The sequence below is a fragment of the Nocardioides zeae genome (assembly GCF_030818655.1).
In the GTDB taxonomy this organism is placed as follows: domain Bacteria; phylum Actinomycetota; class Actinomycetes; order Propionibacteriales; family Nocardioidaceae; genus Nocardioides; species Nocardioides zeae_A.
The window spans coordinates 3,168,249-3,193,695 of the sequence record NZ_JAUTAN010000001.1; the positions used below are offsets into that span (position 1 = coordinate 3,168,249).

Consider the following 25,447-nt stretch of genomic DNA (forward strand, 5'->3'; position numbering starts at 1 on the left):
AGCCGAGCGTTCCGGGCGGTTCGCGCGAACCGCGACCAGGTCAGCGCCGAGCGGGCCGCAGGTGGGCGACGTCGACCACCCCGGAGCCGTCGCGGGTGGCCAGCTCCGCCTTCCGCGTCTTCGCCGTGGCCGTCCTCGGGAGGTCGGGCCGCAGCTCCACGTAACGCGGGAACATGTGGCGCGGCAGGCCCTCGCCGATCTGACGGCACAGGTCCTCGACCGTCGTCCGACCGGGTCCGGGCACCACGACGAGCTTGAGGTCGTCCTCGCCCCCCTCGTTGGCGACCCCGACCGCGGCGCAGTCGACGACGTCGTCGAGGCCCCGCACGAAGTCCTCGATCTCCGAGGGCGAGATGTTCTCCCCGTTGCTGCGGATGACTTCCTTGAGCCGACTGACGAAGACGAGCTCGCCGTCCTCCTCCTGCCGCACGAGGTCGCCCGTGTGGAGCCACTGGTTGCGGAAGAGCGCCGTCGTGGCCGCGGGGTCACCCTCGTAGCCCGGCGTCATCAGCCAGGGGTGCCGAGCCCGCAGCACCAGCTCGCCGGCCGCGCCCGGCGCGACGGGGACGTCCACCTCGTCCACCACCTGGGCCACGAAGTCGCGGTGGAGCCAGCCGAGCGATCCCGGTCTGGTCGAGGGGCCGGTGGACACCGTCCCCGCCTCGGTCGATCCATAGCTGGCGTGCACGGTCACCCCGAACCGTGCGGCGAACTCCGCCGCGCGGGGGGAGACAGGCGCGGCGTACAGCTGCTGGAGCGGGTTGTCGGCGTCTGCCGGCTCCGGGGGCACCTGGAGCAGGTACTCCATCATCGAGCCCATCAGCAGGGTGGAGGTGACGCCGTGCGCGCGCACCGTCGACCAGAAGCCGCTGACGCTGAAACGCTCGGCGACCACCACCTGCAGACCCGCCATCAGGGGGCCCAGCACGCCGCGGCACTGCCCGGCGACGTGGAAGAGCGGAACGGTGAGCAGGACGACGCCGTCACCCGTCGCCGGGCGCTGGTCGACGACCATCGCCCGGGTCACGGTCTGGGCCTGGGTGACCAGGACCCGCTTGGGCCCACCGGTGCTGCCGGAGGAGAACATCACCGCCTGCAGGTCCCAGGGCTCGGGACCGTCGGAGCCGAGGGCGGCTCCGCCGGGACGCCGCAGGAGCTCCGCCCACGGCAGCACCCGCACACCCTCCGGGACCTGCTGCGCATCGGTACGTCCGCCTCGGACGACCAACGTGAGCCGGCGCGCGTCGGGTCCGAGGTCGGCGAGGCCCGCGAGGACGGTGTCGAGCCGGTGGCCCTCGACGACCACGACCGAGGCGTCGACGGACGCGACGGAGCGGGCGAGCTGGGCGCTCGTCGACTCGGGGTTCACCGGCACGGACACGAGACCCGCCTCGGCGATGGCCAGCCAGAGGCAGACCTGGTCCACGTGGTTGTCCAGCACGGTTACGACGCGCGCCCCGTCACCGTCGACCAAGGTCCCCAGCCCACCCGCCAGCTCCCGGACCTCGCGGTGCAGCTCGTCGTAGGTCAGCGAACGGCTCCCGTCGCGGACGGCGACCCGGGGGCCGTGCTCCGCGACGGCTGCCGCGAGCACCCGCGGGACGGTGCGCTCGCGAAGGCCGACGTCGAGGCCGGCCGGTGCCGGCGGCGGCTGCGCGGGGCTCACAGCGACGCGAAGCGGTCGTCGAAGAGCTCACGGACCGTGAAGGACGACGGGGTGATGCCCTGCTCGTGGAAGAACCGCGACAGCGTGTCGAGCCCGTGCGCGTTGGCCCGCAGACCGTAGGGGAAGAGGTCGACGTCCGTGCTCCCGGAGGCCGGCACCAGCCCGACCTCACGGTGGAGCCGGACCGCCTCCTGGAGCGCGGCGAGGTGGGTCGTCTTGGCATCCAGGAAGCCCTTGTAGATGTTCAGCAGCAGCCACGGGTGCGCCTCGACCAGGCTGCGCCGGACGACCATGCAGTGGTTGAACGGGAGGAAGCCCCAGGTGCCGAAGGCACGCGCCTTCTCCGCGTCGTCGTCGGGGAAGAGCAGGCGCACGTTGGCCTCGTCCATCGAGCCCGTGCTGCGGTCCAGCATCGTCTTGTAGGTGATGAACAGGATCGACGCCTCGAGGCGCCCTTCCGCGAACATCCTCCGCTGGCTGTCGTCGGGGCCGATCTGGACGACCTCGACGTCCTCCGGCGGGCGGAACGACGTCGCGCCGCCGTGGCTCAGGCGCGTCGTGCGCTCCTGGAACCACGTCATGCTCGACGGGTGCAGGTCGTGGTCGTGCTGCAGCACGCCGCGCGCCCAGACGGCTCCCGTCATGGAGTAGTCGGCCACGCCGATCCGCTTGCCGCGCAGGTCGGCCGGGGTCCGCACGTCGGAGTCCGCACGCACCACGACGGCGGCGTGGAAGAACCGCCGGTCGGGGAAGACCGGCAGCGCGACCCAGGTGTCGTCGCCCTGGAGCCGCAACCGGGTCAACGAGGCCAACGACATCTCGGAGATGTCGAAGTCCTGGAAGTTCAGCTGGCGCCAGAAGGTGTCGGCCGGCGGCAGCAGGGACGTGCGCAGGCGCACGCCCTCGATCGCGTGCGGGTCGTCGACCAGCGCCTGGACGCGCGGGTTGGTGCGCAGCGCCAGGCTCAGCTCGAGCTTCGTCATCGGGGTCTCCTGTGTCGGGGTGGGGCAGAAGGGGCGGTCGGGCTACCGGGCCTGCCAGGAGGCCTCGCGCTTCTCGAGGAAGGCGCGGACTCCTTCCTCGCGGTCCGCGGAGGCGTAGGGGTTCGGCCCCACGTTGAGCCGCAGGGCTGCCGGCACCGGCAGGTCCATGCCGCGCAGGACCATCTGCTTGTAGCGGAAGAGCGAGAGGGGCGCGTTCCGGGCGATGCCACGCGCCAGCGCCTCGACCGAGGCCGTCAGGTCGGCGCTGTCCACGACGCGCATCAGCAGGCCGACGTCGAGGGCGCGCGCCGCGTCGAAGCGTTCCGCGGTGTACAGCAGCTCGTAGGCCACCGCCGGCCCGACGAGCCGCGGCAGCATCACTGAGGCGAAGTTGGCACCCATCCCGATCTTGGCCTCCGGCATCCCGAAGACCGAGCCGTGCGTGGCGATCCTGAGGTCGCACGCCATCGCCAGCTCGAAGCCCCCGGCCAGGGCGTAGCCGTCGATCGCCGCGATCGTCGGCTTCGGGATCTCCAGCACCGCCTCGAACACGTTGCGCGCCTCACCCGTCATCGGCGTGGTGAGCCTGCGTCCTGCACGAGCGGTCTGGTCGATCTCCTTGAGGTCGGCCCCGACGCAGAAGGCACGGTCGCCGGCACCGCTCAGCACGACGACCCGGACCTCGGGGTCCTCCGCGAGGTCCGATGCGCACCTCACCAGGTCGCGCTTCAGGGCGCTGTCCAGCGCGTTGTGCCGGTGGGGGCGGTTGAGCGTGAGGTACGCGACGTGGTCACGGTGCTCGACGAGCAGCCCGTCCGTCTCCGTGTGGTCGTCGGTTGCGGTCATCGTCGCTCCTGTCGGGAAGCGGAACCCTCGAAGGACTCCAGGGAGTGCTCCCCCAGCACGGGGGGGCGGCGGCGCAGTGCGAAGTGCTCACCGTCGGTGCGGACGGGGGTGTGCACCGTGGCGTAGGCGGGGACCTCGGGGTGCTCGAGGGGGGCCACCGCCCCCGTCGCGACCACTTGCTCGTCGCGGAGCACCTCGTCGACGCGGCGGATCAGCGAGCACGGGATCCCGACCGCCTCGAAGGTCGCGATCCACTCCTGCGCCGGGCGGCTCTTGAGCTCGACCTCGATCTCCTCCGCGAGCACCTCGCGGTTCCTGAACCGCGAGCCGTTGTCGACGAAGCGCTCGTCGGTGCGCCAGTCCTCGCGACCCATCACGGCGGTGAACTTCGACCACAGGCGCTCGTTCCCCACGGCGATGACGAGGTGTCGGTCCTGGGCGAGGAACGCCTGGTACGGCGCGATCCCCAGGGTGGCCGAGCCCAGCTGGCCCGCGACGCTCCCGTCGGCCAGCACTCCCAGGAGCTGCGCCGGCTCCCACTGCAGCGCCGTCTCGAGCAGGGACGTGGCCACGACCGACCCCGCGCCCGTCTGCTCCCGCAACCGGAGCGCGTTGAGGATGCCGATCACGGCCCACATGCCGGCTCCCTTGTCGAGCACCGAGACCGGGATCCGGACGGGTGCGCGGCCCGGCTCGCCCACGATCCCCATGAGACCGCTGAATGCCTGCATCAGGGGGTCGTACGCCGGCTTGGCCGCCGACGGTCCCGGACCGAAGCCGGTGATGTGACAGACCACCAGTCGTGGGTTCAGGGCGCGCAGCGCGTCGTCGCCGAACCCGAGCCGGTCCATGGCGCCGGGGCGCATGTTCTCGACCAGCACGTCCGCCTCGGCCACGAGGCCGCGGAGCCGTTCCCGGCCCTCGTCGGACGACAGGTCGAGAGCGAGGCTGCGCTTGTTGCGGTTCAGGGTGGAGAACGTGACGCTCTCGCCGTTGGGCCAGTACGGCGGACCCCAGCCACGGGTGTCGTCACCGCCCGAGGGCCGCTCGACCTTGATGACGTCGGCCCCGAGGTCGCCGAGGACCTGCGTCGCGAACGGACCGGCGACGTTGGTGGTGATGTCGAGGACCCTGATGTCGCCCAGCGACCCGGGTCCCGCGGGTTCCGGCGGGCCGGTGGTGGCGGACGTGTCGGCAGGAAGATCCATCATTGACTCCTCATCGGCGACGTGATCGGGCTCTTCCACGGCGAGAGGGCTCCCTCGTAGACGGTCGGCCCGAGTCGGAAGTGCTGCGCCTGCTCCTCGGTCTCGACGAACGGCATGTCCATCGCGTAGAGGTCGTTGCCCCGCGGCCGCGGGCCCGCCTTCGAGACGTGGCCCCAGAGCGGGTGACCGACGACGGACTCGGCGACGTGGGCGGCCTCGATCAGGGCCGGCAGGTCCACCCCGGTCTTGACCCCCAGCTCCTCCAGGAGGTCCACGACGTCCTCCGTCGGGATCATGCGCGTGATGCGGCCGTGCCCGCAGTAGGGACAACCGCCCATCCCGCCGATCGACGTGTCCAGGACGAGCGTGTGCTCGCTGGTGAGGACGCGCAGCGCCGAGTACGCCGAGAGCAGTGCGGCACCCCGGGCGTCGTGCAGGTGGAGGTGGAACGTCGTGATCGACGGCCATCGCTCCATGATGTTGCGCAGGTGGCGCTCGACCACGTGCGGCAGGTTCCACCCCATCGGATCCCCCAGCCACACGCGCGTGACCGGGATGCCCGCGTCGGTCCACAGCTGGTGCTGCGCCTCCAGCAGGTCGAGGCGCGTCTCCTCGGCGACGTCGCCGGTCCAGTTGGAGCCCCACGCGGCGTTCAGCGCGATCGTGGCCTCGGTGGTCCCGTGGGCGACCGCGTCAGCCACGACGCCCTCCCAGGCGGCGATCTCCTGCTGCTGGGTGCGGTTCGTGTTGCGCTGCGCGAAGACGTCGCACAGGTGGACCAGCGTCCGCCCCGCACCGGCCCGTTCGCTGAGCGGAGGCGACTGCGCCAGCATCCGCTCCCGTCCGCGTCGGTTGAGCGCGAGCGCGGTGTAGGTCACCCCGTCCGCCGGTCGCATCCGCGCGACGAGCTCCTCGGTGTCGGCCATCTGGGGACACCACTTCGGGCTCACGTAGGAACCGACGACGATCGTCTTCAGGCCCGTGCGGGAGAGCGCGTCGAGGAGCCGCAGCTTCTCGTCGACCGAGATGTCGGCACTCTCGATCTGAAGTCCCTCACGCATGCCCTCCTCGACCAGGTGCACCTGCGGGGAGGTCATCCATCTCTTCACATCGCATGGCGATCACTATACCGCATTACTGTATACCGTATTGCCGTTTGCCAACCTGAAGATGCGCTCGTAGCGGTGCACGACGAAAGCGCCGCCGCCGTCTGCTGTCTCCGAGACGAGCTCGGGGACCTCGAAGGCGCTCCACGCAGCGGCGTCCACCTCGGCCACGGCCAGCGTGTTCGGCGGGACGAGCTGGGGGAAGAGGTTGTGCAGGCCGACGAGGTGCGACCACCACGCCCTGCTCGCCCCGGCGGCCACCAGCGCCGGGGCCGTCTCGCCCGCGAACGTCGCGAACGCCGCGTCGAGCTGCGTCTCGTGCACCTGCGCGCGCAGCGTCACCACGTGCTCGGAATCGATCGACGGCAAGCCGCTCCCGGCCACGCCGGCCGCGACCCGGTGCGCGAACCGGCCCTTCGTCATCTTCGAACCGATGTGGCTCTCGGCGATCGGGAGGACCGGATCGGCGGCACGGGCGGCGGCGTACACCTCGGAGGTGAAGACGTTGTGCTCCGGCGCGTCGTACACGGTCAGGTAGGCGCTCGGCTCGTCGAGGGAACGGAACATCTGCGCGGAGAGGAAGCCTGACCGCACCAGGTCGGGGCCGTGCCGGTCGGCGTACCACCGCTCGAACTCGGCCTCGTAGTCGGCATCGACCGCGCACTGCACGACGTAGACGACGGGCTTGCTCATGGTTTCGTCCTTTCTCACGTTGTCCGGCCCGCGAGCTCGCGGCCGGCGATCCTGCCGAAGACCAGTGCCTCGGTGACGTTCCCTGCACCGGGATAGTGCTTGCCCCAGATGGATCCGAGCTCGCCCGCGGCGTAGAGACCCGCGATCGGGTTCCCGTAGGGATCCAGCACCCGAGCGCGTGCGTCGCGACGCGGCCCGCCCTGGGTGTTGCAGAGGATCGGGAGGACCTCGAGCCCGTAGTAGGGCGGCGCGGCGAGCCCGGCGAGCTCGGTCCGCCCGAACGCGTCCGCGCGGGTTCCCCTGCAGGCCTCGTCGTAGTCGGCGAGGCTCCTGGCCAGCGCCTCGCCCGGGAGGCCGAGCTGCTCCGCCAGCTCCTCGGGCGTGGTGCCACGCTTGATCCAGCCCCGCTCGATCTCGGCGGAGTTGTCGGCGCTCCACCCCAGCCGGCGCCCCGCCCGGGTCGTCGCGTTGATGATCGGCCCGGCCCGGCGCGCGGTCTCGTCGAAGACGACGAAGGTGCGCCCCCAGGCCGCGGCCCCCGGCTCCCCCACCGTCGGGAGGAAGGCATGCGGCAGGGCGTGCCAGTCGTAGCCCAGCTCGTCGAGGAACCTGTTGCCCCCGGCGTCCACATAGACGTAGTTCGGGACCGGCATCTGGTGCTGGAGCGCCTGGTCCACCCCGGGGAGGTCGTACCCCATCACCGTGGCGTAGGCGCTGACGTGCCAGAGCCCGGCTCCGGCCTGCTGCGCCAGACGGACCCCGTCACCGGTGTTGCCGTCGGGCAGCCCCATCGAGGGCATGCTGCGGCCCAGGAAGTTCAGCTGCATCTGGCGGTCGGCTCCGAAGCCCCCGGTCGCGAGGACCACACCACGCCGGGCGGTCAGCTCGACCGCACCGCCCTGGCCTCCCGCGTCGCGGGCGCGGACGCCGCGCACGGCACCATGGTCGTCGACGAGCAGCGCCTCGCACCGCATTCCGTGGCGCACCTCGATGCCGCGCTGCTCCACAGCGGCCCGCAACACGTCCCAGAGCGCCTCGCCCCCCGAGCGCCCGTCGTCGGCCGCCACGCGCAGTCGTCCGCCCAGCGCACCGTCGCGGCCGGCACCCTCGAGGGTCTGGGACTTGGTGCCCGGGTAACCCTTCGTCCACGCGCTGGGGGCCACGAGGTCCGCGCCGAGCGAGGTCAGCCACGCGGTGGTCGAGGGCAGGCCCTCGACGAACGCTCGCTGGACGTCCTCGCCCGTGACCGCGTCGGCGTACGTGCGCAGGGCGGCGCACGCGGCCTCCTGGTCATCGACGTGCCGCAGCGACCCTCCCGACTCCCGGGTGTTGCCACCCCCCTCGGCCGCCTTCTCCACCACCAGGACCGCCAGACCGGCGTCGTGGGCCTCGATCGCCGCCGCGGCGCCGGCTCCACCCAGGCCGACGACGACGACGTCGTACGTCGGCCCGCTCACGCGGCACCCCCGACCTGCAGGAGCCGCGTCACGTCGAGGAGGCGGTTCGCGTCCCCCTCCAGGACACAGGCGGCGACCCGCTCGGCGTCCACCTCGGGCACGGCGAGCGCGAGCTCCCGGAACTTGGCCACCAGCTGCGCGGTGCTCAGCGGCAGCTGGGGGCTGCCCGGCCGGTGCACCGACTCCGTGACGAGCCGACGGCCGTCGTGCGTCCCCAGGGTCACCCGCGTGGAGAAGCGGAACGCCTCGCCGCGGGCGTCGAAGTCCTCGTCGGGACGCACGCGCACCCGTGCCGCGACCGCATGGACCAGGGGGTCGTCGAGCCGCTCGGGCGTGAACGCGGCACCACCCGTCTCCCCGTGCGCGACCAGCACGGCCACGGCGAAGGAGAAGCTCATCTGTGCACTGACGGCGTCGAACGTCTGGGTCTCGAAACCGCAGTGGACGAAGGCGTCGGTCGGCACGTCGATGTCGATCGACGCCACGTCGTCACGTCCGAGGTCGTGGGCGCGGAGCAGCTCGGTCACGAGCGCGAGGGCGGGATGGATGACCGCGCAGCTCGCGTATGCCTTGAAGCCGACGCGGTCGATCTCCCAGCTGCCGTCCGCGGCCGGCTCGAGGGCGTCCCACTGCACCACGTCACCACGCAGCGACGCGACGAACCCGCCGAACTCGGCCTCCAGGATGTCGTGGGAGCCCTCGAGACCCTGCGCGGCGAGCAGCGCGGCGTACACCCCGCTCTGGGCGGCCCACCCGGAGTGGAACCGCTTGACCATGCCCTCCTCCTGGGCCCCCATCAGGCCCGCACCTTGGCTGGCCGCGATCGCGAGCGCGTGCCGCGTCCGGGTGACGTCGAGCCCGAGGGCGCGCGCAGCCGCCGCGGCCGCGGCGACCGCGCCGATCGTCCCCTGGGGGTGGAACCCCCTCAGGAAGTGCGCGATCCCGAGCACGCTGCCCAGGCGCGCACCGACCTCGTACCCGGCGACGACCGCCGCGAGGAACGTCGCACCGTCCGCCTCGTCGCTGTGGGGCAGGAGCGCCATCGCCGCGGGGAACACGACGGCGCCCGGGTGCAGGCAGCCGGCCTCGTGCAGGTCGTCGATCTCGAAGGCGTGCGCCGCGGTGCCGTTGGCCATCGCTGCCGCGGTCGGCGAGCCGGTCGCCGACGTCCCCACGACGAGCGCCGGACCCGTCGCCCCCTCCGCCAGCGCCACGGCGCGCACCGCCGCGCTCCACGGCAGCGTCGACCCGTACAGGCTGCAGCCGATGTAGTCGAGGAGGCAGCGCCGCACGCTGTCGAGGACAGCGGGCGGAAGGTCCTCGGCGGTCACACCGGCCACCATGGCGGCGAGCCTCTCCGTCGCGGCCGGTCGCGCCTGCGCCGCGGCTCCCTGCTCGGTCTCGGTCGTCTGTCCCACGACTCAGCTCCTCATCTCGCCGGCGGCATGTCGTCCTGCGGCACGACCGGACACCAGCGCCTCGGTGAGGTTGCCGGCACCCGGGTACATCTGGCCCCACATCGAACCCAGCTCGCCCGCCGCGTAGAGGCCGGGGATGACCGTCCCGTCGGGGCCGAGAACCCGGCCGTGCTCGTCACGACGCGGACCGCCCTGGGTGTTGACCAGGACCGGGGTCACGGGGACCGCGTAGAACGGCGGCTCCGCCACGGGTTCGAGGTCCTGGCGGCCGAGCGCGTCGCCGTCCCGCCGCGCGCAGCCCTCGTTGTAGCGACCGATCGTCCGCTCCAGCGTCGCCGCGTCGAGACCGAGGGTCTCGGCGAGCCCGGCGATCGTGGTGGAGGTCGCGATCAGCCCCGCTTCCACCTCGCGTGCGTTGTCCTCGCTCCAGTCGATGTCGGCCCACGTGAGACCGCCGTTCGCGATCGGGCCGGCCGCGCGCGTGCGCTCGTCGAAGACGAAGTACGACGGCATCCGCAGGTAGCGGCCCGTCCGTGCGTCCGCCTTCAGGAAGGCCATCGGCAGCGCGTGGAAGTCCGTGCCGGTCTCGTCGACGAAGCGCTCACCGGACGAGTCCACGTACACGAAGCCCGCCGCTGGCGACTGGTGGCGCACCGGGCCGTCGACGCCGTCGAGCACGTAGCCCAGGGTGGCCGCGACGGCTGGGGTGTGCCAGAGGTCCGCGCCGAGCGCCTGCGCCATCAGGAGGCCGTCGCCGCGGTTCTGGGGAGGACCGAAGGCGACGAGCGGGTGTCCGACGAAGTCCTCGACGAGGTCGGCCGCGTGGCCGAAACCGCCGAGCGCCAGCACGAGGGCGCGTGCCACCACCTCACGCTCGTCCGCGCCCGTCTGCACGACCACCCGGAAGGAACCGTCGGTACGACGCACCGCCGTCCGCGCGCGGGCGCCGAGCAGGACGGGGATGCCCCGCGCGGCGACCCCTGCCTCCAGCACGTTCCACAACGCCTCGCCACCCAGCTCTCCACGCGGGCTCGCGACCCGTAGGCGGCCGGCCATCGCGTCCGCCCCGGGCACACCGGAGTAGGTGACGTCCGTGATACGCGGGTAGCTGCTGATCGCGCGTCCGTCGAGAGGGACCAGCTCGGCACCGAGGCTCTCCAGCCAACGCAGCGTGCGTGGAGTCTCGGCCAGGAACGCCTCGAGCATGCGCGACGGTGTCTCCCCCTGGGCCAGGTGCTCCAGGTACTGGAGGGCCCCCTGGGGATCCTGGACGGGGCGGAGGGATCCACCGGACGCTCGCGTGTTCCCGCCCGCCTGCCGCCCGGCCTCCACGAGGAGCGTCGTCGCGCCGCTGTCGTGCGCCGTCATGGCGGCGCTGGCGCCGGCGCCCCCGTACCCCAGGACGAGGACGTCGACCTCACCGGGGACCGTCGTCGGTGCGTCACTCATGTCCCAGCCTCCGTCGCATGCGGTTCGCGTACCAGATGCCCGCAGCCACCGGCACGAGGATGACCGCCACGAGGATCACCGACAGGGCCGCGCTCGCCGCGTAGTCGAGGTTCTTCAGCGTCTGCTGCCAGATGAGGAGCGACAGCACGCCGACCCTGCCGGCTCCCAGCAGGACGACCGTCGTGAACGAACCCCCCGTGACCGCGAAGGCGAGCAGGAAGGCCGGCAACAGACCCCGCACGGAGATCGGGAAGATCACCCGGGTGAAGGTGTAGCGCCGAGAGGCTCCCAGACCTCGCGCCGCCGCGATGCAGTCCTTGGGCACCGAGTCGAGGATCGGCACCAGGCTCAGCACCATGAACGGGATGATCGCGTGGACCAGGCCGATGGCGACGCCCGAGAAGCTGCCGATGAAGGTCACCGGGGAGTCCACGAGGCCCGCTCCCGTCAACGCCTCGTTGAGCATTCCGCTGTCGGTGAGCATCACCCGCAGGCCGAGCGCGCTCGCGACCGGGTTGACGAACATGGTCGACACGGTCACCAGGAACACGAAGGTCCCCCAGCGCCTCGAGAAGACGATCAGGTAGGCCAGCGGGTATCCGAGGAGGACCGCTGCTCCGGCGACCACGACCCCCAGCACCACGGTGCGGCGGATGACGGCCAGGTAGTAGGGATCGGTCAGGATGCCCGTGTACGTCGCGAGGGTGGCCTGCCCGTCCGTCAGCGCGGGCCCTGCGTATCCGGTGAAGCTGAGGGCGAAGAACTTGCCGACGGGGATCACGTACCAGATGACGAAGATCACCAGCGCCGGCAGCATCGCGAACCAGGCGACCTTCTTGTCGCGGATCATCGCGGAGAACCTCCAGGGTGCCGTGGGCAGTAGCTCATCGCGCCGCCCCGACCACCGAGCGCAGGCCGACCAGACGATCGACCGCGACACAGGCCACGAGGGAGAGGACGACGACGACGGCCGAGATCGCGTAGAGGTACACGCCCGGCATGGTCTCGGCGTCGGAGAGCATGACGACGGGCAGCGGCGACTGACCCGCGCCCGTCAGGAAGACGGACAGCGCGACGTCGTTGAACGAGACGAGGAAGGCGAGGAACGAGCCGGCAACCAGGCCCGGACGCATCTGCGGGAGGGTGACGCGCAGGAGCACCCGGAAGAAGCCCGCACCGAGCCCTGCGGCAGCGTCCTCGATCACCGGGTCCATCTCGCTCAGCCGACCGACGGCCGCGCTGAGGAGGAACGGGGTGATGGCGATGACGTGGCCGACGACCAGCCCGATGAAGGTGCCGCGCAGGGTCACACCGGACGACCCGATGAAGATGAAGTACTGGTACAACGCGACACCGAGGACGAGGGCGGGCAGCTGGAGCGGACTCCGGAAGAAGGCCTCGACGAGGGACCGACCCGGGAGACGCCCGCGCACCATCGCCACGGCGAGCGGAATGGTGAGGACGAGGGAGATGACCACGGCGACCGCGGCCAGCCTCGTGCTCAGCCACAGGGCCTCGAACATGTAGCCGGGGATGTCGCCGTACGCGTCCCAGCCGAACGACCGGGGCCAGAACTCGATCCCGCTGGTCGAGAAGGACACGATGACGACCACGACGACCGGCGCGAGCAGGAAGGCCACGACGAACACCGCGAGCAGGCGCGATCCGACGTCGTACAGCGCGTCGAGGACCCGGTTGGTGCCTGCGGGAGGTGTGGTGACGTTCGGGGCGGGCGGAGCGTCCTGACGCCGGTCGTCGATCACGGTCGTCATCGCGGCGCATCCGTTCCCAGGACCAGGACTCGCTCCGGGTCGATGTCGATCCCCACCACGTCGCCGACCTCCGTGGCCAGCTGGCGGTCCTCGAGGTGCACGGTCCCCCGACCGATCTTCACCGAGGTCAGGGGGATGCCGTCGGCGAAGGTGCGCCCCACGACGGTCCCCTTCAGCGCAGCGGGCCCCGCGTCGGAGGCGATGCTCGCAGCGCCGGCGCGCAGCAGCAGGTGGGTCGGATCGGCGACATCGCCGGCACCTGCGACGGTCACCGCATCGCCCGTGCCGGCGAGGAGGACCGTGGACCGGCCGTCGCCCGTGCTCACGGCTTCGATGTCCAGCAGGTTGACGTGACCGAGCAGGCGCGCCGTGACCTCCGTCCTCGGGTTGAAGAAGAGGTCCTGGGGCTTGCCTGCGTCGACGGGCCGACCCTCGTGCACCACCACGATGCGGTCGGACATCGCGAATGCCTCGGACTGGTCGTGCGTGACGTAGAGGGTCGTGATGCCCAGCGACGTCTGGATCCGCTTCAGCTCCTGCTGCAGGCGGACGCGGAGGCTGACGTCGAGCGCACCCATCGGCTCGTCCATCAGGAGCACCGACGGATTGATGACGATCGACCGCGCGAGCGCCACCCGCTGCTGCTGCCCGCCGCTCAGCTGCGCGGGATAGCGATCCGCCAGGCGGGTCAGGTCGACCATCTCGAGCATGGCCATCACCCGCTGAGTGGTCTCGGACCGGGACACCCGCCGGGTGCGCAGGCCGAAGGCGACGTTGTCGGCCACCGTCATGTGCGGGAAGAGGGCGTACTGCTGGAAGACGGTGCCGATGTTCCGTCGCTGCGGTTGCAGGGTCGTGATGTCGCGCCCCTCGACCGTGATGGTCCCCGACGTGGCGTTGACGTAGCCCCCGATGATGCGGAGCATGCTCGTCTTGCCCGAGCCGGACGCGCCGAGCAGGGTGACGAACTCTCCGGACGCGAGCGACAGGTCGAAGTCCCGCAGGACCGGGTTGTCTTTGTACTTCAGGCAGATCTTGCTGGCGACGAGTTCACTCACGGGTTCTCCCGGTTGCTAGGTGGGGCACGCGTCGGTGTCGGGTGGGTGCCGGACGCGACGGCCGGGCGCTCGGCGCCGAGCGCCTGGCCGTCGGTCGGACGGGCTCAGCCCTGGAACTCCCGGTTCCACTGCTCGATCCACTCGGGGCGGCTCTCGAGGAAGGCCTCGTAGTCGGCCTGGTAGTAGGTCGCCGGATCGCCGGTGAGCAGGGCGGCGCGCTCCGGAGCCTCGGCCTCGAGGGCGGTGAAGGTCTCCGGGTTGGTCGGTCGGTAGATGGCGCGATCGGTCAGGTAGGGCATGAGGCCGGCCGGCTGGTTGACCAGGTGGACGTAGATCTCCGCCAGCTTCGACACCTCCGTGCCTGCGACGACGTACGCACCGGTGGTCGCACCGACGGCGGAGTACGTCGTGCCGTCGACCTCCATGTCGAGCTCGTGGTACTCGACCGGCACGCCCTGCTCCTGCAGGGCCAGGCAACGACCGTCGGTGGCCGGAGCAGCCCACACGTCACCCGCGGTCAGCCACTGGTCCAGGTCGCCGCTGCTCGCCCAGAACTTGAGCCCGTCGATGTCGTTCAGCCAGTCGATCGTCGCGCTCGGGTCGTCCACGGAGGAGCCCAGGTAGTCGCTGATCGCGCGGCACCAGCAGGTCCCACTGGCTGATGCCGGCGTTGGGGAAGGCCACCTTCCCCGCGAGGGCCGGCTCCTGCAGCAGGTCGAAGCCCTCGGTGGCGTCGAGCCCTGCCTCGGCCATCTTGTCGGAGCGGACGCACATGCCGGTGACGAAGTAGTAGAACCCCGGCTGGTAGCCCTCGGCACCGAAGGCCTGCTCCGGGAAGTCGGCGAACTCGTCGAGGTTGCTCGGCTCCACGAGGAGCTGGCTGTCCACCAGGCTGATCTGGTCGACGGTCGTCATCGCGCTCACCACGTCGAACGGAGGCGCAGCGCCACGACTGGCGAGGATCTGGCTGATGGCGGTGGCGTTGTCGACGCCCACCCACTCGATCGTGGCACCGGTGGCTTCCTCCACGAGCTTGCCGACCCCGGCCTGCAACGCCTCGGTCATGGCGCCCGTGTAGGCGGCCACCGTCAGCGTCTGCCCCTCGAAGTTGCACTCCTCCGGAGCCGTCGCCGTGCCGTCGCCCGAGACGGTGACGTCAGCCGGGTTGCAGTCCGCACCCGTGTTGCCGTTCCCCTCGGCGCCGCCCCCGCAGGCCGCGAGCCCCGTGGCGGCCAAGGACATGGCAGCAGCCAGTGCCACGGCGCGACTGCGCCGCCGACGAGAACCTGCGTTTCCGATCAATCGCATCTGCGTCTCCCACGCTTAGGCCGAGATGAGCTGGTAGTGCGGAAGACGGTATACGGTGTTACATCAGACGGTCAACGGTGGTCGCGAGATGCATCACAGTGTTTTCACGGTCGAAACAACTCACGCTCTCGTGCGCTCGACCGTCACGACGGTGCGGAGGTCGCACACAGGTTTCGGCAGGCACCCAGGCCCTCGACCTCCGTGCGGAGCTCGGAGCCGCGACGCAGCCACGGCCCTCCGCCTCCGGCCGCGACACCAGCAGGGGTGCCCATCGCGATCACGTCCCCGGGGCGCAGGGTCACGAACGTGCTCAGGTAGGCGACGACCTCGGGAGGGCCGAACAGCAGGTCCGACAGAGGTGCGCGCTGGACCCGCTGGCCGTCGACGTGGCACGACAGGATGCGGTCGCCGAGGTCCGTGACGGCTGCTCGCGTGGTGAGCACGGGGCCCAACGGGGCGGTCCCCTCGAAGTTCTTCCCCGGGGTCCACTGGCTGCCGTGGTTCTGCCAGTCGCGCGCGGTGACGTCGTTCGTCACGCAGTAGCCCGCGATCACCTCGGTCGCCTCCGCGACCGTCACCCGCCGGGCCGCACGCCCCACGACGACGGCGAGCTCGGCCTCGTAGTCCCAACGCTCGGAGGCGTCGTCGAGGCTGATCGCGTCGTGCGCGCCGATCAAGGTCGAGCGGTGCTTGGTGAAGATCGTCGGGCGGCTGGGGAGCTCACGCCCCATCTCCAGGATGTGCGAGCGGAAGTTGAGCCCGACGGCGTACATCGCATCGGGCATGACGACGGGAGCCATCTCGACGCCCGACAGGCTGCGCTCGTCGAGCGCGTGGTAACGCCAGTCCGAGACGTCGCCGCCACCGGCCAGCAGTGAGCCCAGGTCGGGGAACGGCAGGAGGTGCACCGACTCGTCGTCGACGGCTGCGGCCTGCGTGCGCCCCTCGACACGGACGGTCGCGAGCCTCATCCCAGCACCAGCTCGGTGCAGCGGAACTCGGCGAGCGTCTTGCTGGCCCCGCCCTCGACCTCCACCACGACCGTCACCGCGATCACCATCGAGGTCCGCCCGAGATGGACAGGCGAGGCCGTGGCGACGAGGCGGTCTCCCGGACGGGCGGCCCGCACCAGGTTCGCGTTCAGCTCCAGCGTCGTGAAGCTCTGGCCGGCACGGAGCGCGGTCTTCGCCCCCCACCCGGCGGCCGCGTCCGCCAGGGCCATCACAGCACCGGCCTGCGCGACCCCGGCCTGGTTCAGGTGCTGGGTCGCGATCTCCATGGTCGCCACGGCGGCTCCCGGCCCCACGTGGGTGAGACGGATGCCCAGCGAGTCGATCAGCGAGCCCGGCGGCACCGGGGCATCGCCCGCCGAGACCGCGCGGACCGCGCCGGGCTCCTGTCCGCCGTAGGTCATCGCCAATGGGTTCTGGGGCTGGTCGGCACGTGCCGTCATGGGATCCTCCGCGTCAGATGGTGGTCTCTGTATGGCAGTATACAGTTGAGCGCAGGGCACCCCATCCGGAGGAGACGACCCCATGCACGACCTGACCACGGCAGAGTTCGAGCGCCGCATGTCCCTGGTGCGCGCGGCCATGGCCGATCTCGACTGCGACCTGTGGATCGTGACCAGGCCCGAGAACATCTACTACCTCAGCGGCTACCGGGCGGCCCACGTCGCGGCGCGGACCAGCAGGTTCCACGGCATCCTCGTCCCCCGCGAGGGCCACCCGGTCCTGGTGGCCCGCTCGCTCGAGGCGGTCACCGCCGACGACCAGAGGATCGACGCTGTCCTGCTGTTCGACGACGACGTCGACCCGTATCCCCGCATGCGGGACACGCTCTTCGACGGCTCCACACCCCGCACGTTGCGGGTCGGCGTCGAGCAGCGGTTCCTGTCGGTGCGTCAGTGGCGAGAGCTGGGCGCCGTCTTCGACATCGCGGACGCGGTCGACATCACGGGCCGCGTCGAGGGCTTCGCCTCGTCACCATCGGCCGACGAGCGCGGCGCCATCGACGGCGCCGCTCGGGTCACCATGGCCGGGCTCGAGGCAGCCAGCCGAGCGCTCGCACCCGGCCGGCGCGCGCACGACGTCGTCGGCGCGGCCCACGAGGCGATGTACGCCGCCGGACAGACGGACTTCGACAAGGCACTCGTGGCCGTGTGGACGGGCCCGCGTGGTGGCGCGATGCACGACACCCGGGTCACCCAGGAGCTGGTCGAGGGCCACGTCGCCACGATCGAGATCATGGGGGTCGACCACCACCTGCGCACGGGCGCCCAAGCCTGCTTCTACCTCGGCGAGGAGCCGCGCCCGGAGCTGACCGATGCCTATGCACTGGTGCTCGCCATGCACGACGCCGCGCGCGACACGATCGCAGCCGGGCGGACCGCCGGAGAGGTCTTCGGCGAGGCGGATCGTGTCTACCAGCAGGCCCGGGGCATTCCCTACCACCGGCGCGTCGGCGGTTCCATGGGTCTCACCAACTTCGCGGTCGACCTCACCCGTGGCAATCCAGCAGTCCTGCAGGAGGGCCAGCCCATCCTGGTGCAGACCCTGGTCGACGATCCCGCCCTCATCACCCACGCGACCACGGTCGTCGTCACCGCGGACGGCTGCGTGGAGCTCACCTCGACACCCCGCACCTTCGCGGCTCCGCAATGGAGCCGTCGGAGGTGAACGTGCGCCGACGACTCGCGCTCCTCAGCTTCGGCGGGACCATCTCGCAGCAGTCCGGACCCGGCGGCCCCTCCGCGCCCGGTTTCGACGTCCGCCGCCTGACGACGAGCATCCTCGACCTCGACGTCGAGGTCGAGCACCACGTCGTCGCCCAGATCGGCAGCAAGGACGTCCAGCCGGCCCACTGGATCCGTGCGACGAACCTGGTCACCGAGCTGCTGGACCGACCGGACCCACCGATCGACGGCGTCGTCCTGCTCCACGGCACCGACACGCTGCACTACACCGCAGCCGCTCTCAGCTTCGCGCTACGGGCTCCCGACGTGCCCGTCGTCCTCACCGGATCCATGCGCCCGGGAGGAGACGACGGCAGCGACGCTCGGGCCAACCTGCGCGCATCGGTCGTCGCTGCCTGCGACCCCCGCCTCCGGGGGGTCTCGATCGTCTTCTCCGACCGGGACGACCTCACGCGTGCCACGATCCTGGCCGGGACGAACGCCCGGAAGACGCACAGCTCGTCCCCCGCGGCGTTCGGCCCCTACGAGGTGGCGAACCTCGGCCACGTCGAGCAGGACGAGGTGCGACTCGCGTGGGGGCCTCCCCGCCGAGCGCGCGAGCCACTCCCCTCCGCCGCCTTCGACTCCCGCGTCCCCATCCTCAAGGCGAGCCCGGGTCTCGGCGCCGATCACCTGACGGCCGTGCTCGCGCTGTCGTCCGGCCTCGTCATCGAGGGAACGGGCGTGGGCCACGTCCCGACGAGCTGGATCCCCGCTCTTGCAGGGTTCCCCGGTCCGATCGTCGCCGCGACCCAGGTCGCCGCGGGTGGCGAGCGCCTCGGCGCCTATCGCGGCGACCGCGAGCTGCTGGACCTGCCGAACGTCATGCCGGCCGGCCGGATGAGCAGCGAGACCGCTCAGGTCAAGCTCATGTGGGCGCTCGCGCATCCGCGTGCCGCGGTCGACGCCATCATGCGGCGCGACGTGTGCGGCGAGATGGCGACGCGCACCTAGCTGCAGACCAGCCCGTCCTCGGGCACCTCGCCGTCGACGAGGAACGCCTCGACCGCCTCGTCGATGCAGTCGTTGCCCGAGCCGTACGCCGTGTGGCCCTCGCCCTCGCGCGTCACCAGCACGCCCGACTCGAGCGTCTCGGCCATCGCGACGGCCTCCTCGTACGGCGTCGCGGGGTCGCCCGTCGTGCCGATGACGACGATCGGGGCGGCGCCGGCGCCCGTGACCTCGCGCGGCTCCTCCGCCTGGCGCCCCGGGTAGGCGCTGCACCAGCCGAGGCCGAGCTCGCCGCCGTCACCGAAGGTGGGCGCCGCCTCCTCGAAGTCGTCGGCGTACTGCGCCGCCTGCTCCGGGGAGAGGCTGGTCGGGTCGTCGAGGCAGGAGATCGCGTAGAACGCCTCCATGAGGTTCGACGCGTAGCCCCCGCTGAAGTCGCGGTCGGCGTAGAAGTCCGCCAGCAGCAGGAGCGTGTCGCCCTGGCCGCCGAGCGCCTCCTCGAGGCCGTCGGTGAGGAACGGCCAGTTCTGCTCGTTGTAGAGCGCCGCCTGGATGCCCGTCGTGCCGAGCGCCTGGGTGAGCACCCGATCGGGGTCGCTCGTGGGCAGGGGCTCCGCGAGCAGCGAGTCGAGCAGGGACTGCACGGTCTGCAGTCCCTCGTCGACCGAGTCGCCGACGGGGCAGTCGCCGTCGTCGACGCACGCCTGCAGGTAGTTGCGGAACGCCAGCTCGAAGCCTGCGGTCTGGCTCAGCGAGCCCTCGATGCGGTCGAGGTTCGGGTCGGTCGCCCCGTCGAGCACGAGCCGCTCCGAGCGCTCGGGGAAGTACGTCGCGTAGACCGCCCCCAGCGTCGTGCCGTAGGAGAAGCCCAGGTAGTGCATCTGGTCGTCGCCGAGCACGGCACGCAGGACGTCCATGTCCTTCGCGGTCTCCACGGTCGAGATGTGGTCGACCAGGTCGGGCGACAGCTCCTCGCAGCCCTCGCCGAGCCGCTGCTGCCACTCCTCGGCCAGCGCGACGCCCTCCGGCGTGTCCGGGTCACCGGACGCCGCGAGGTAGTCGTCGAGGTCGGCGTCGCTCAGGCAGTCAATGGGCGAGCTCTGGCCGGTGCCGCGCGGGTCCCAGCCGACGATGTCGAAGGACTCGAGCAGCGCGTCGCCGTAGGCGTCCTCGCGGGCCGCGAGCTCGGTGCCGCCGGAGCCGGGACCACCGGGGTTGACGAGCAGCGAGCCCACCCGCTCGTCCGCCGGGCCGTCGGCCGCGCGGCGCAGCACCCGCAGCTCGATCGTGTCGCCCTCGGGCTCGTCGTAGTCCAGCGGCACCTCGAGCCACGTGCACTCGAAGTCGCCGCGGCCGTCCTCGGCCGTCTCGTCGCACTCGTCCCACGAGAGCGACTGCGTGTAGAACGGCTCCAGCTCGGGGCTGGGCGACTCGCCGGTCGGGCCGCGGTCGTCCCCCCGCTCGGTGGGTGACGGCGAGGCGTCGTCGGACGTGTCCGACCCGTCGTCGTCGCCGTTCATCAGCAGGAACGCGGTCGTGGCCGCCGCCCCCACCGTCACGACGAGGGCGACCACGAGGCCGACCACCAGCCACACCACCGAGCTGCGCTTCACCGCACGTTCCTCCCCGTCGGGGCGCCGGCGCCGTCACGGCGCGGGAGGAGCCCCACCATCATCGACTCGAGCGCGAGCATGACAGGGACGTTGAACTCCAGCATCTGCTCACGCGCGGCGAACACCACCTCGATGCGCGCCAGGTTCGCCTCCGGGCCGCCGGCCTCGGCCAGCGCCTCCACCTGCTCCCGCAGCTCCTCGTTGACGAGCTCCGTGCCGACCCCGAGCCCCACCGCCACGGCGTCCCGGTAGACCGAGACCAGGTCGGTCAGGGCCCGGTCGACCACGTCGAGGTGGCGCCGCTTGGCCCGCGACTTCTGCTCGCGCTCGAGCGCGGCGCGGGCCGGGGCGTACTCCCGCGGCTTCCGTCCCCGCTCCACCACCCCGTACGCCGCGTCCAGGTCCGCCCGCTCCGCCGCGTCGAGCTCGACGGTGATCGCGTCGGCCTCGGCCTTCGTCGTCTCGCTCAGCATCGTCGCCGCCGCCATCGCCGCGCCCAGCGAGCGGAGCCGCCCCGGCAGGGCGACCACCTCGGCGCGGCGCTGACGGGTGTCGGGGTCGGTCGCGAGGGCCTTGGCGCGGCCGATGTGGCCCTGGCTGGCGCGCGCCGCCCGGAGGGCGAGCGCGGGCTCGACCGCGGCCGTGCGCTCGAGGAAGGCCGCGACGTCCGCCGTCGCCGGGGTGCTCAGCGTGACGAGACGGCAGCGCGAGCGGATCGTGGGCAGCACGTCCTCGACCGTGGGGGCGCAGAGCATCCACACCGTGCGCTCCGTGGGCTCCTCGATCGCCTTGAGCAGGGCGTTGAACGCCTGGTCGGTGAGCCGGTCCGCGTCCTCCACCACCAGGACCTGCCAGCGCCGCCCGACGGGGGCGAGGGCCGAGCGGCGCACGAGGTCGCGCACCTGGTCGACACCGATCGACAGGCGCTGGGTGCGGATCACGGCCACGTCGGCGTGGGAGCCGGCCAGCACCGTGCGGCAGGCGTGGCACGTTCCGCAGCCGCCCTCCTCGCACTGGAGCGCCGCCGCGAAGGCGATGGCCGCGTTGGAGCGCCCCGACCCGGGCGGCCCGGTGAAGAGCCAGGCGTGGGTCATGCCCTGCGGGCGCGCCCCGCCGGTGCCCGCCGCCTGGGCGAGCGCGGCGATGGCGGGCCGCTGGCCGACCAGGTGGTCCCAGACCGTCATCGCGCGCCCCGCCGCGCCTGCACCAGGAGGGGCGCGACCCGCGCCCACACGGCCTCGGCGATCTCGTCGCGCGTGCCCGTGGCGTCGACGACCAGGTAGTGCGCCGGGTCGGCCTCCGCCAGCGCGAGGAACTCGGCCCGCACCCGCTCGTGGAACTCCACCGACTCGGCCTCGATGCGGTCGCGGCCGGTGAGCCGCGCCAGTCCGGCACCGGGCCGCACGTCGAGCACGACCGTGAGGTGGGGCCGCAGGTCGCCGGTGGCCCAGCGCGCCACGTGCTCGAGGCCCGCGACGGCGTCGCCCAGCGCGCGGCCCGCCCCCTGGTAGGCCAGCGTCGAGTCGACGTACCGGTCCGTCACCACCACCGCCCCGCGGTCGAGCGCCGGCCGGACGACCTCCGCGACGTGCTCCGCCTTGTCCGCGACGTACAGCAACGCCTCCGTGCGCGCCGCGAGGTGACCGGTGGCCGGGTCGAGCACGATGCGCCGGAGCTCGCGCCCCACGGGCGTGTCGCCGGGCTCGAAGGTGGGGACGGCGTCGTACCCCTCCCGGCGCAGCCGCTCGACCAGCAGCGCCGACTGCGTCGACTTGCCGCCGCCGTCGCCGCCCTCGAAGCACACGAAGACGCCGGTGGCGGCGCGGAGGCCCGGCGCGGGGGCGGGGTCGGGGGACGTCACGCAGGCGAACCTACGAGGTCGCGGCGACAGTTATCCACCGCGGGTGTCGGGTTTGGCCGCACCGCATGACGGGGTAACGACCGCGCCGGACATCTCGGAGGAGGCACATCGTGGGTTGGGTCATCGCGCTGCTCGTCGTGGCAGCGGCCGTCGCGGCCGTCGTCGTCATCGTGCGCACGCGCGCGTCGAAGCCGGCCGGGGCGTCGAGCCGCGGTCCGAGCGACGTCATCGCCGAGTCCGACCTCGCGTCGGTCGAGCCGCTGCGGCGGCTGCAGGTCGGCGACGTCGTGGGCTACGAGGGCGCCATGCTGTTCGTCCGGGGTCGTCTCGACTTCGACGAGGAGGGCTACCGCTGGACGGAGCACTTCCTCGACGACGACACCACCCGCCGCTGGCTGACCGTCGAGGAGGACGAGGGCTTCGAGGTCTCCCTCTGGCGCAGCATCGCGGCGGGCGACGTCGAGCAGGGCGGGGCGGGCGACCGCGACGTCATCGTCGGCGGGGTGGCCTACCGGCTGCAGGAGAAGGGCTCCGCGTCGTTCCGTGCCTCGGGGGCGACGGGCACCGCGCCGCAGGGCACGGCGGAGTACGCCGACTACGCCAGCGCCGACGGGAAGCACCTCCTGGGCTTCGAGAAGTTCGGCAGCACCTGGGAGGCCTCGCTCGGCGAGCCCCTCCAGCCGTGGGAGCTGACCGTCTACCCCGGATCGGACGGGCCCGCGACCAGCACCGGTCCGGCGGGACGCTGAGGGGGCGGCATGAGCTCACGCGCGAAGGGCCTCCTCGTCATCGGGGTGCTCCTGCTGGTCGGCATCATCGTCGTGCCGTTCGCCTTCGGCGGGTTCGGCAACGGCCCGAAGGGCTGGATCGACGACCGCTACACGCACGTGTCGGGCTCCGATCCCGACAACGAGACGGTCACCTGGCGCTCCGACGACGACGTCACCACGACGGCGGCGGCCATCGCGTCGGGCACCGACGCCTCCGACCGTCGCGAGGCCGACGGTCGCGCCTTCCTCCGCTACAGCAACGACTGGATCGTCACGGTCGAGGAGGACGGCGACGGGTCGCGCATCACGCTCGACGAGTTCGACCGCGGCTACTCCGCGAACAGCACGTACGTCGGTTTCTGGGGCGGCTACTACGGCGGTGGCGGCGGTGGCGGCAGCAGCTACCGCGGCGGCGGCTCCGGCTCCGGCAAGTAGCCCCGCGCGCCACCCGCCCGTCCCGCCCCCTCGCCCCACCCACTCCCGAAAGGCACGACATGCCCGAGCTCCTCGACGAGTCCCTGGCCACGCTGGCGTTCGCCGGCGTGGGCATCGTCCTCCTCCTCGTCGGCTACTTCATGGTCGACCTGCTGACCCCCGGTCACCTCGGCCGGCAGGTGTTCGTCGAGCACAAGCGGGACGCCGCGCTGGTGCTGGCCTCGACGCAGATCTCCGTCGGCATCATCGTGGCGACGGCGTTCTACACGGCGCAGGGCGACACCTGGGACACCCTGCTCGAGGCGACCGTGTTCGGGATCATCGGCGTCGCGCTGCTCGGCATCGCGTTCTTCCTCCTCGACCTGCTGACGCCCGGCAGCCTCGCCGAGCTCGTGGTCGACGAGTCCGACGACCCGGCCGTCTACGTGGCCGTGGCCCTCCAGCTGGCGGTCGGCCTCGTGGTCGCCGCCTCGATCACCTGACGACCACGTCCACGACCGCGGTCCCGGACGGGGCCACCCCGACGACGACCGCCGAGCCCACCGGGGTCCCCCACCACCGGGCCCTCCGCACGATCGTGCTCGCCGCCGTGTTCGTGTGCGCGGCCTGCGGCCTGGTCTACGAGCTGGCCCTCGTGACGCTGGGCAGCTACCTGCTCGGCAACACGATCACCCAGACGTCCCTCGTGCTCGCGGTGACGATGTTCGCGATGGGCGTCGGCGCCGTCGCGGCGAAGCCGTTGCTCGGCCGACCGCTGCGGGCGTTCGTGGCGATCGAGCTGGCCCTCGCCGTCGTCGGCGGCTTCGCGGTGCCGGTGCTCTACGCCGCGTTCGCCTGGCTGTCGGTCTACACGCCCGCGATGGTCGTCGTGACCTTCGCGATCGGTCTCCTCGTCGGCGCCGAGATCCCGCTGCTCATGGCCCTCCTGCAGCGACTGCGGCGGCAGGACGCGGCGCACGCGGTGGCCGACATCAACGCGGTCGACTACGTCGGCGCCCTGGTGGGCGGCCTCGCCTTCCCGTTCGTGCTCCTCCCGACCCTCGGGCTCCTCGAGGGCACGCTCGCCGTGGCGGCCCTCAACGTCGTGGCCGCTGGCGTGGTGGCGGTGATGCTCGGGTGGCGCGGACCGCGGCGTACGCCGGTGGTCACCGCGCTCGTCCTCTGCCTCGTCACCGGCCTCGGCCTCGGGCTGATGGCCTGGCGCGCCTCCGCGTTCGAGGCGACCGCCCTGCAGGCGCTCTACCGCGACCCGATCGTCCACGCCGAGCGCTCCGACTACCAGTCGATCGTCGTCACGCGCGGCTGGTTCCAGGGAGCGGAGTTCGACGACGTGCGGCTCTACCTCGACGGCGACCTGCAGTTCTCGTCGGTGGACGAGTACCGCTACCACGAGATGCTCGTGCACCCCGCGATGGCGGGCGAGCACGCCCGCGTGCTGGTGCTGGGCGGCGGGGACGGGCTCGCGCTGCGCGAGATCCTCGGCTACGACGACGTCGAGGAGGTGACGTTGGTCGACCTCGACCCCGCGGTCGTCGACCTGGCCCGCACCTATGCGCCGATCCGCGACCTCAACGACGACGCCTGGGCGGACCCCCGGGTCGAGTACGTCGCGGCCGATGCCTTCGGCTGGGCACGCGAGCAGCCGCTGGACGCCTACGACGTGATCGTCGTCGACTACCCCGACCCCGACTCGCCGGCCCTCGCGAAGCTCTACTCCCAGGAGCACTACACGGCGCTGGCAGGGCTGCTGGCGGACGGTGGCCGCATGGTCGTGCAGTCGGGGTCGCCGTTCTTCGCGCCCGACGCCTTCTGGTGCGTCCGACGCACCCTGGAGGCGGCCGGGCTGGCCACGACGCCGTACCACGCCGACGTCCCGTCCTTCGGTGACTGGGGCTGGGTGCTCGCCCAGGCCCCCGCTGGCGGCAGCCCCACCGCCGCCGACGCGCCGCCCCTGACCCTCGCCCCGGACGCCCCCGCGCTCCGCTTCGCCTCCCCCGCGACGCTCACCGCCGCCGCCGTGTTCCCGCCCGACCGCGACGACCCCGGCGGGGAGGTCTCGACGCTGCTCGACCCGGCGATCCTGACCTACTCCGAGCACGCCTGGGTCGGGTACTGAGGC

At 72.1% G+C, this 25,447-nt stretch carries 25 protein-coding genes; 6 read left to right on the plus strand and 19 right to left on the minus strand.

Annotated features, from left to right (window positions below; translation table 11 throughout):
- Positions 1–40: 40 nt before the first annotated feature.
- The 16 genes from QE405_RS15060 to QE405_RS15135 all read right to left on the minus strand — a co-directional run bounded on the left by QE405_RS15060 (position 41) and on the right by QE405_RS15135 (position 16,417).
- Positions 41–1,594 (minus strand): AMP-binding protein, encoded by a 1,554-nt coding sequence (locus tag QE405_RS15060; protein WP_307202184.1) that lies wholly within the window; start codon positions 1,592–1,594, stop codon positions 41–43.
- A 68-nt stretch (positions 1,595–1,662) separates the two neighbouring features.
- A complete protein-coding gene (locus tag QE405_RS15065) occupies positions 1,663–2,649 on the minus strand; it encodes an ABC transporter substrate-binding protein (RefSeq protein WP_307202187.1) in 987 nt (328 codons plus the stop codon).
- Between the two features lie 42 nt (positions 2,650–2,691).
- On the minus strand, positions 2,692–3,495 hold the full coding sequence (locus tag QE405_RS15070) for an enoyl-CoA hydratase/isomerase family protein (protein WP_307202189.1): 804 nt from the start codon (positions 3,493–3,495) through the stop codon (positions 2,692–2,694).
- Complete coding sequence (locus tag QE405_RS15075; RefSeq protein ID WP_307202191.1) at positions 3,492–4,703, minus strand: CaiB/BaiF CoA transferase family protein; 1,212 nt, start codon at positions 4,701–4,703, stop codon at positions 3,492–3,494. Before QE405_RS15075 ends, QE405_RS15070 begins: the two co-directional genes overlap by 4 nt.
- Positions 4,703–5,800, minus strand: coding sequence for a citramalate synthase (locus QE405_RS15080; RefSeq protein WP_307202193.1), 1,098 nt, complete (start codon positions 5,798–5,800; stop codon positions 4,703–4,705). The genes QE405_RS15075 and QE405_RS15080 overlap by 1 nt, the downstream gene beginning before the upstream one ends.
- A 27-nt stretch (positions 5,801–5,827) precedes the next feature.
- A complete protein-coding gene (locus QE405_RS15085; RefSeq protein ID WP_307202195.1) occupies positions 5,828–6,502 on the minus strand; it encodes an antibiotic biosynthesis monooxygenase family protein in 675 nt (224 codons plus the stop codon).
- A gap of 14 nt (positions 6,503–6,516) precedes the next feature.
- Positions 6,517–7,959 carry an FAD-dependent oxidoreductase gene (locus QE405_RS15090; protein WP_307202197.1) on the minus strand — a complete coding sequence of 481 codons (1,443 nt, stop codon included), beginning with the start codon at positions 7,957–7,959 and terminating at the stop codon, positions 6,517–6,519.
- The gene (locus tag QE405_RS15095) at positions 7,956–9,377 is read right to left on the minus strand and encodes an MmgE/PrpD family protein (RefSeq protein WP_307202199.1); all 1,422 of its coding nucleotides are present in this window, start codon (positions 9,375–9,377) and stop codon (positions 7,956–7,958) included. Before QE405_RS15095 ends, QE405_RS15090 begins: the two co-directional genes overlap by 4 nt.
- Positions 9,378–9,380: 3 nt before the next feature.
- Positions 9,381–10,826 (minus strand): FAD-dependent oxidoreductase, encoded by a 1,446-nt coding sequence (locus QE405_RS15100; RefSeq protein WP_307202201.1) that lies wholly within the window; start codon positions 10,824–10,826, stop codon positions 9,381–9,383.
- The gene (locus tag QE405_RS15105; RefSeq protein WP_307202202.1) at positions 10,819–11,676 is read right to left on the minus strand and encodes an ABC transporter permease; all 858 of its coding nucleotides are present in this window, start codon (positions 11,674–11,676) and stop codon (positions 10,819–10,821) included. Before QE405_RS15105 ends, QE405_RS15100 begins: the two co-directional genes overlap by 8 nt.
- Positions 11,677–11,710: 34 nt before the next feature.
- The gene (locus QE405_RS15110) at positions 11,711–12,598 is read right to left on the minus strand and encodes an ABC transporter permease (protein ID WP_307202204.1); all 888 of its coding nucleotides are present in this window, start codon (positions 12,596–12,598) and stop codon (positions 11,711–11,713) included.
- Positions 12,595–13,656 (minus strand): ABC transporter ATP-binding protein, encoded by a 1,062-nt coding sequence (locus QE405_RS15115; protein ID WP_307202206.1) that lies wholly within the window; start codon positions 13,654–13,656, stop codon positions 12,595–12,597. Before QE405_RS15115 ends, QE405_RS15110 begins: the two co-directional genes overlap by 4 nt.
- Positions 13,657–13,760: 104 nt before the next feature.
- A complete protein-coding gene (locus tag QE405_RS15120) occupies positions 13,761–14,264 on the minus strand; it encodes a hypothetical protein (RefSeq protein WP_307202208.1) in 504 nt (167 codons plus the stop codon).
- The gene (locus tag QE405_RS15125) at positions 14,164–14,898 is read right to left on the minus strand and encodes a hypothetical protein (protein ID WP_307202210.1); all 735 of its coding nucleotides are present in this window, start codon (positions 14,896–14,898) and stop codon (positions 14,164–14,166) included. Before QE405_RS15125 ends, QE405_RS15120 begins: the two co-directional genes overlap by 101 nt.
- A 209-nt stretch (positions 14,899–15,107) precedes the next feature.
- Positions 15,108–15,935 (minus strand): fumarylacetoacetate hydrolase family protein, encoded by an 828-nt coding sequence (locus tag QE405_RS15130; RefSeq protein ID WP_307202211.1) that lies wholly within the window; start codon positions 15,933–15,935, stop codon positions 15,108–15,110.
- Positions 15,932–16,417 carry a PaaI family thioesterase gene (locus tag QE405_RS15135; protein ID WP_307202213.1) on the minus strand — a complete coding sequence of 162 codons (486 nt, stop codon included), beginning with the start codon at positions 16,415–16,417 and terminating at the stop codon, positions 15,932–15,934. Before QE405_RS15135 ends, QE405_RS15130 begins: the two co-directional genes overlap by 4 nt.
- A gap of 82 nt (positions 16,418–16,499) precedes the next feature.
- Between QE405_RS15135 and QE405_RS15140 the strand changes: the two genes are divergently transcribed.
- A complete protein-coding gene (locus QE405_RS15140) occupies positions 16,500–17,642 on the plus strand; it encodes a M24 family metallopeptidase (RefSeq protein WP_307202215.1) in 1,143 nt (380 codons plus the stop codon).
- Positions 17,643–17,644: 2 nt separating this feature from the next.
- Positions 17,645–18,652, plus strand: coding sequence for an asparaginase (locus tag QE405_RS15145; RefSeq protein WP_307202217.1), 1,008 nt, complete (start codon positions 17,645–17,647; stop codon positions 18,650–18,652).
- On the opposite strand, the gene QE405_RS15150 is transcribed toward QE405_RS15145, so the two are convergent.
- From QE405_RS15150 to tmk, 3 genes are read right to left on the minus strand one after another with little or no spacing between them, the layout of a single operon-like run.
- A complete protein-coding gene (locus QE405_RS15150) occupies positions 18,649–20,262 on the minus strand; it encodes an alpha/beta hydrolase (RefSeq protein ID WP_307202219.1) in 1,614 nt (537 codons plus the stop codon). The two genes, QE405_RS15145 and QE405_RS15150, sit on opposite strands and share 4 nt — an antisense overlap.
- Entirely contained in the window at positions 20,259–21,446 is a 1,188-nt protein-coding gene (locus QE405_RS15155) for a DNA polymerase III subunit delta' (protein WP_307202221.1), read from the minus strand. Before QE405_RS15155 ends, QE405_RS15150 begins: the two co-directional genes overlap by 4 nt.
- Positions 21,443–22,123: a dTMP kinase gene (tmk, locus tag QE405_RS15160; protein WP_307202222.1), complete on the minus strand. Its 681-nt coding sequence runs from the start codon at positions 22,121–22,123 to the stop codon at positions 21,443–21,445. Before tmk ends, QE405_RS15155 begins: the two co-directional genes overlap by 4 nt.
- A gap of 110 nt (positions 22,124–22,233) precedes the next feature.
- Between tmk and QE405_RS15165 the strand changes: the two genes are divergently transcribed.
- Genes QE405_RS15165 through QE405_RS15180 form a run of 4 tightly spaced genes read left to right on the plus strand, consistent with a single transcriptional unit; the run spans position 22,234 to position 25,444 of the window.
- Complete coding sequence (locus QE405_RS15165; protein ID WP_307202225.1) at positions 22,234–22,872, plus strand: DUF4178 domain-containing protein; 639 nt, start codon at positions 22,234–22,236, stop codon at positions 22,870–22,872.
- Positions 22,873–22,881: 9 nt separating this feature from the next.
- The gene (locus QE405_RS15170; protein WP_307202227.1) at positions 22,882–23,328 is read left to right on the plus strand and encodes a DUF4247 domain-containing protein; all 447 of its coding nucleotides are present in this window, start codon (positions 22,882–22,884) and stop codon (positions 23,326–23,328) included.
- Between the two features lie 59 nt (positions 23,329–23,387).
- Positions 23,388–23,810, plus strand: coding sequence for a DUF350 domain-containing protein (locus tag QE405_RS15175; protein WP_307205890.1), 423 nt, complete (start codon positions 23,388–23,390; stop codon positions 23,808–23,810).
- Positions 23,807–25,444: a polyamine aminopropyltransferase gene (locus QE405_RS15180; protein ID WP_307205892.1), complete on the plus strand. Its 1,638-nt coding sequence runs from the start codon at positions 23,807–23,809 to the stop codon at positions 25,442–25,444. The genes QE405_RS15175 and QE405_RS15180 overlap by 4 nt, the downstream gene beginning before the upstream one ends.
- The last annotated feature ends 3 nt before the right edge of the window (positions 25,445–25,447 follow it).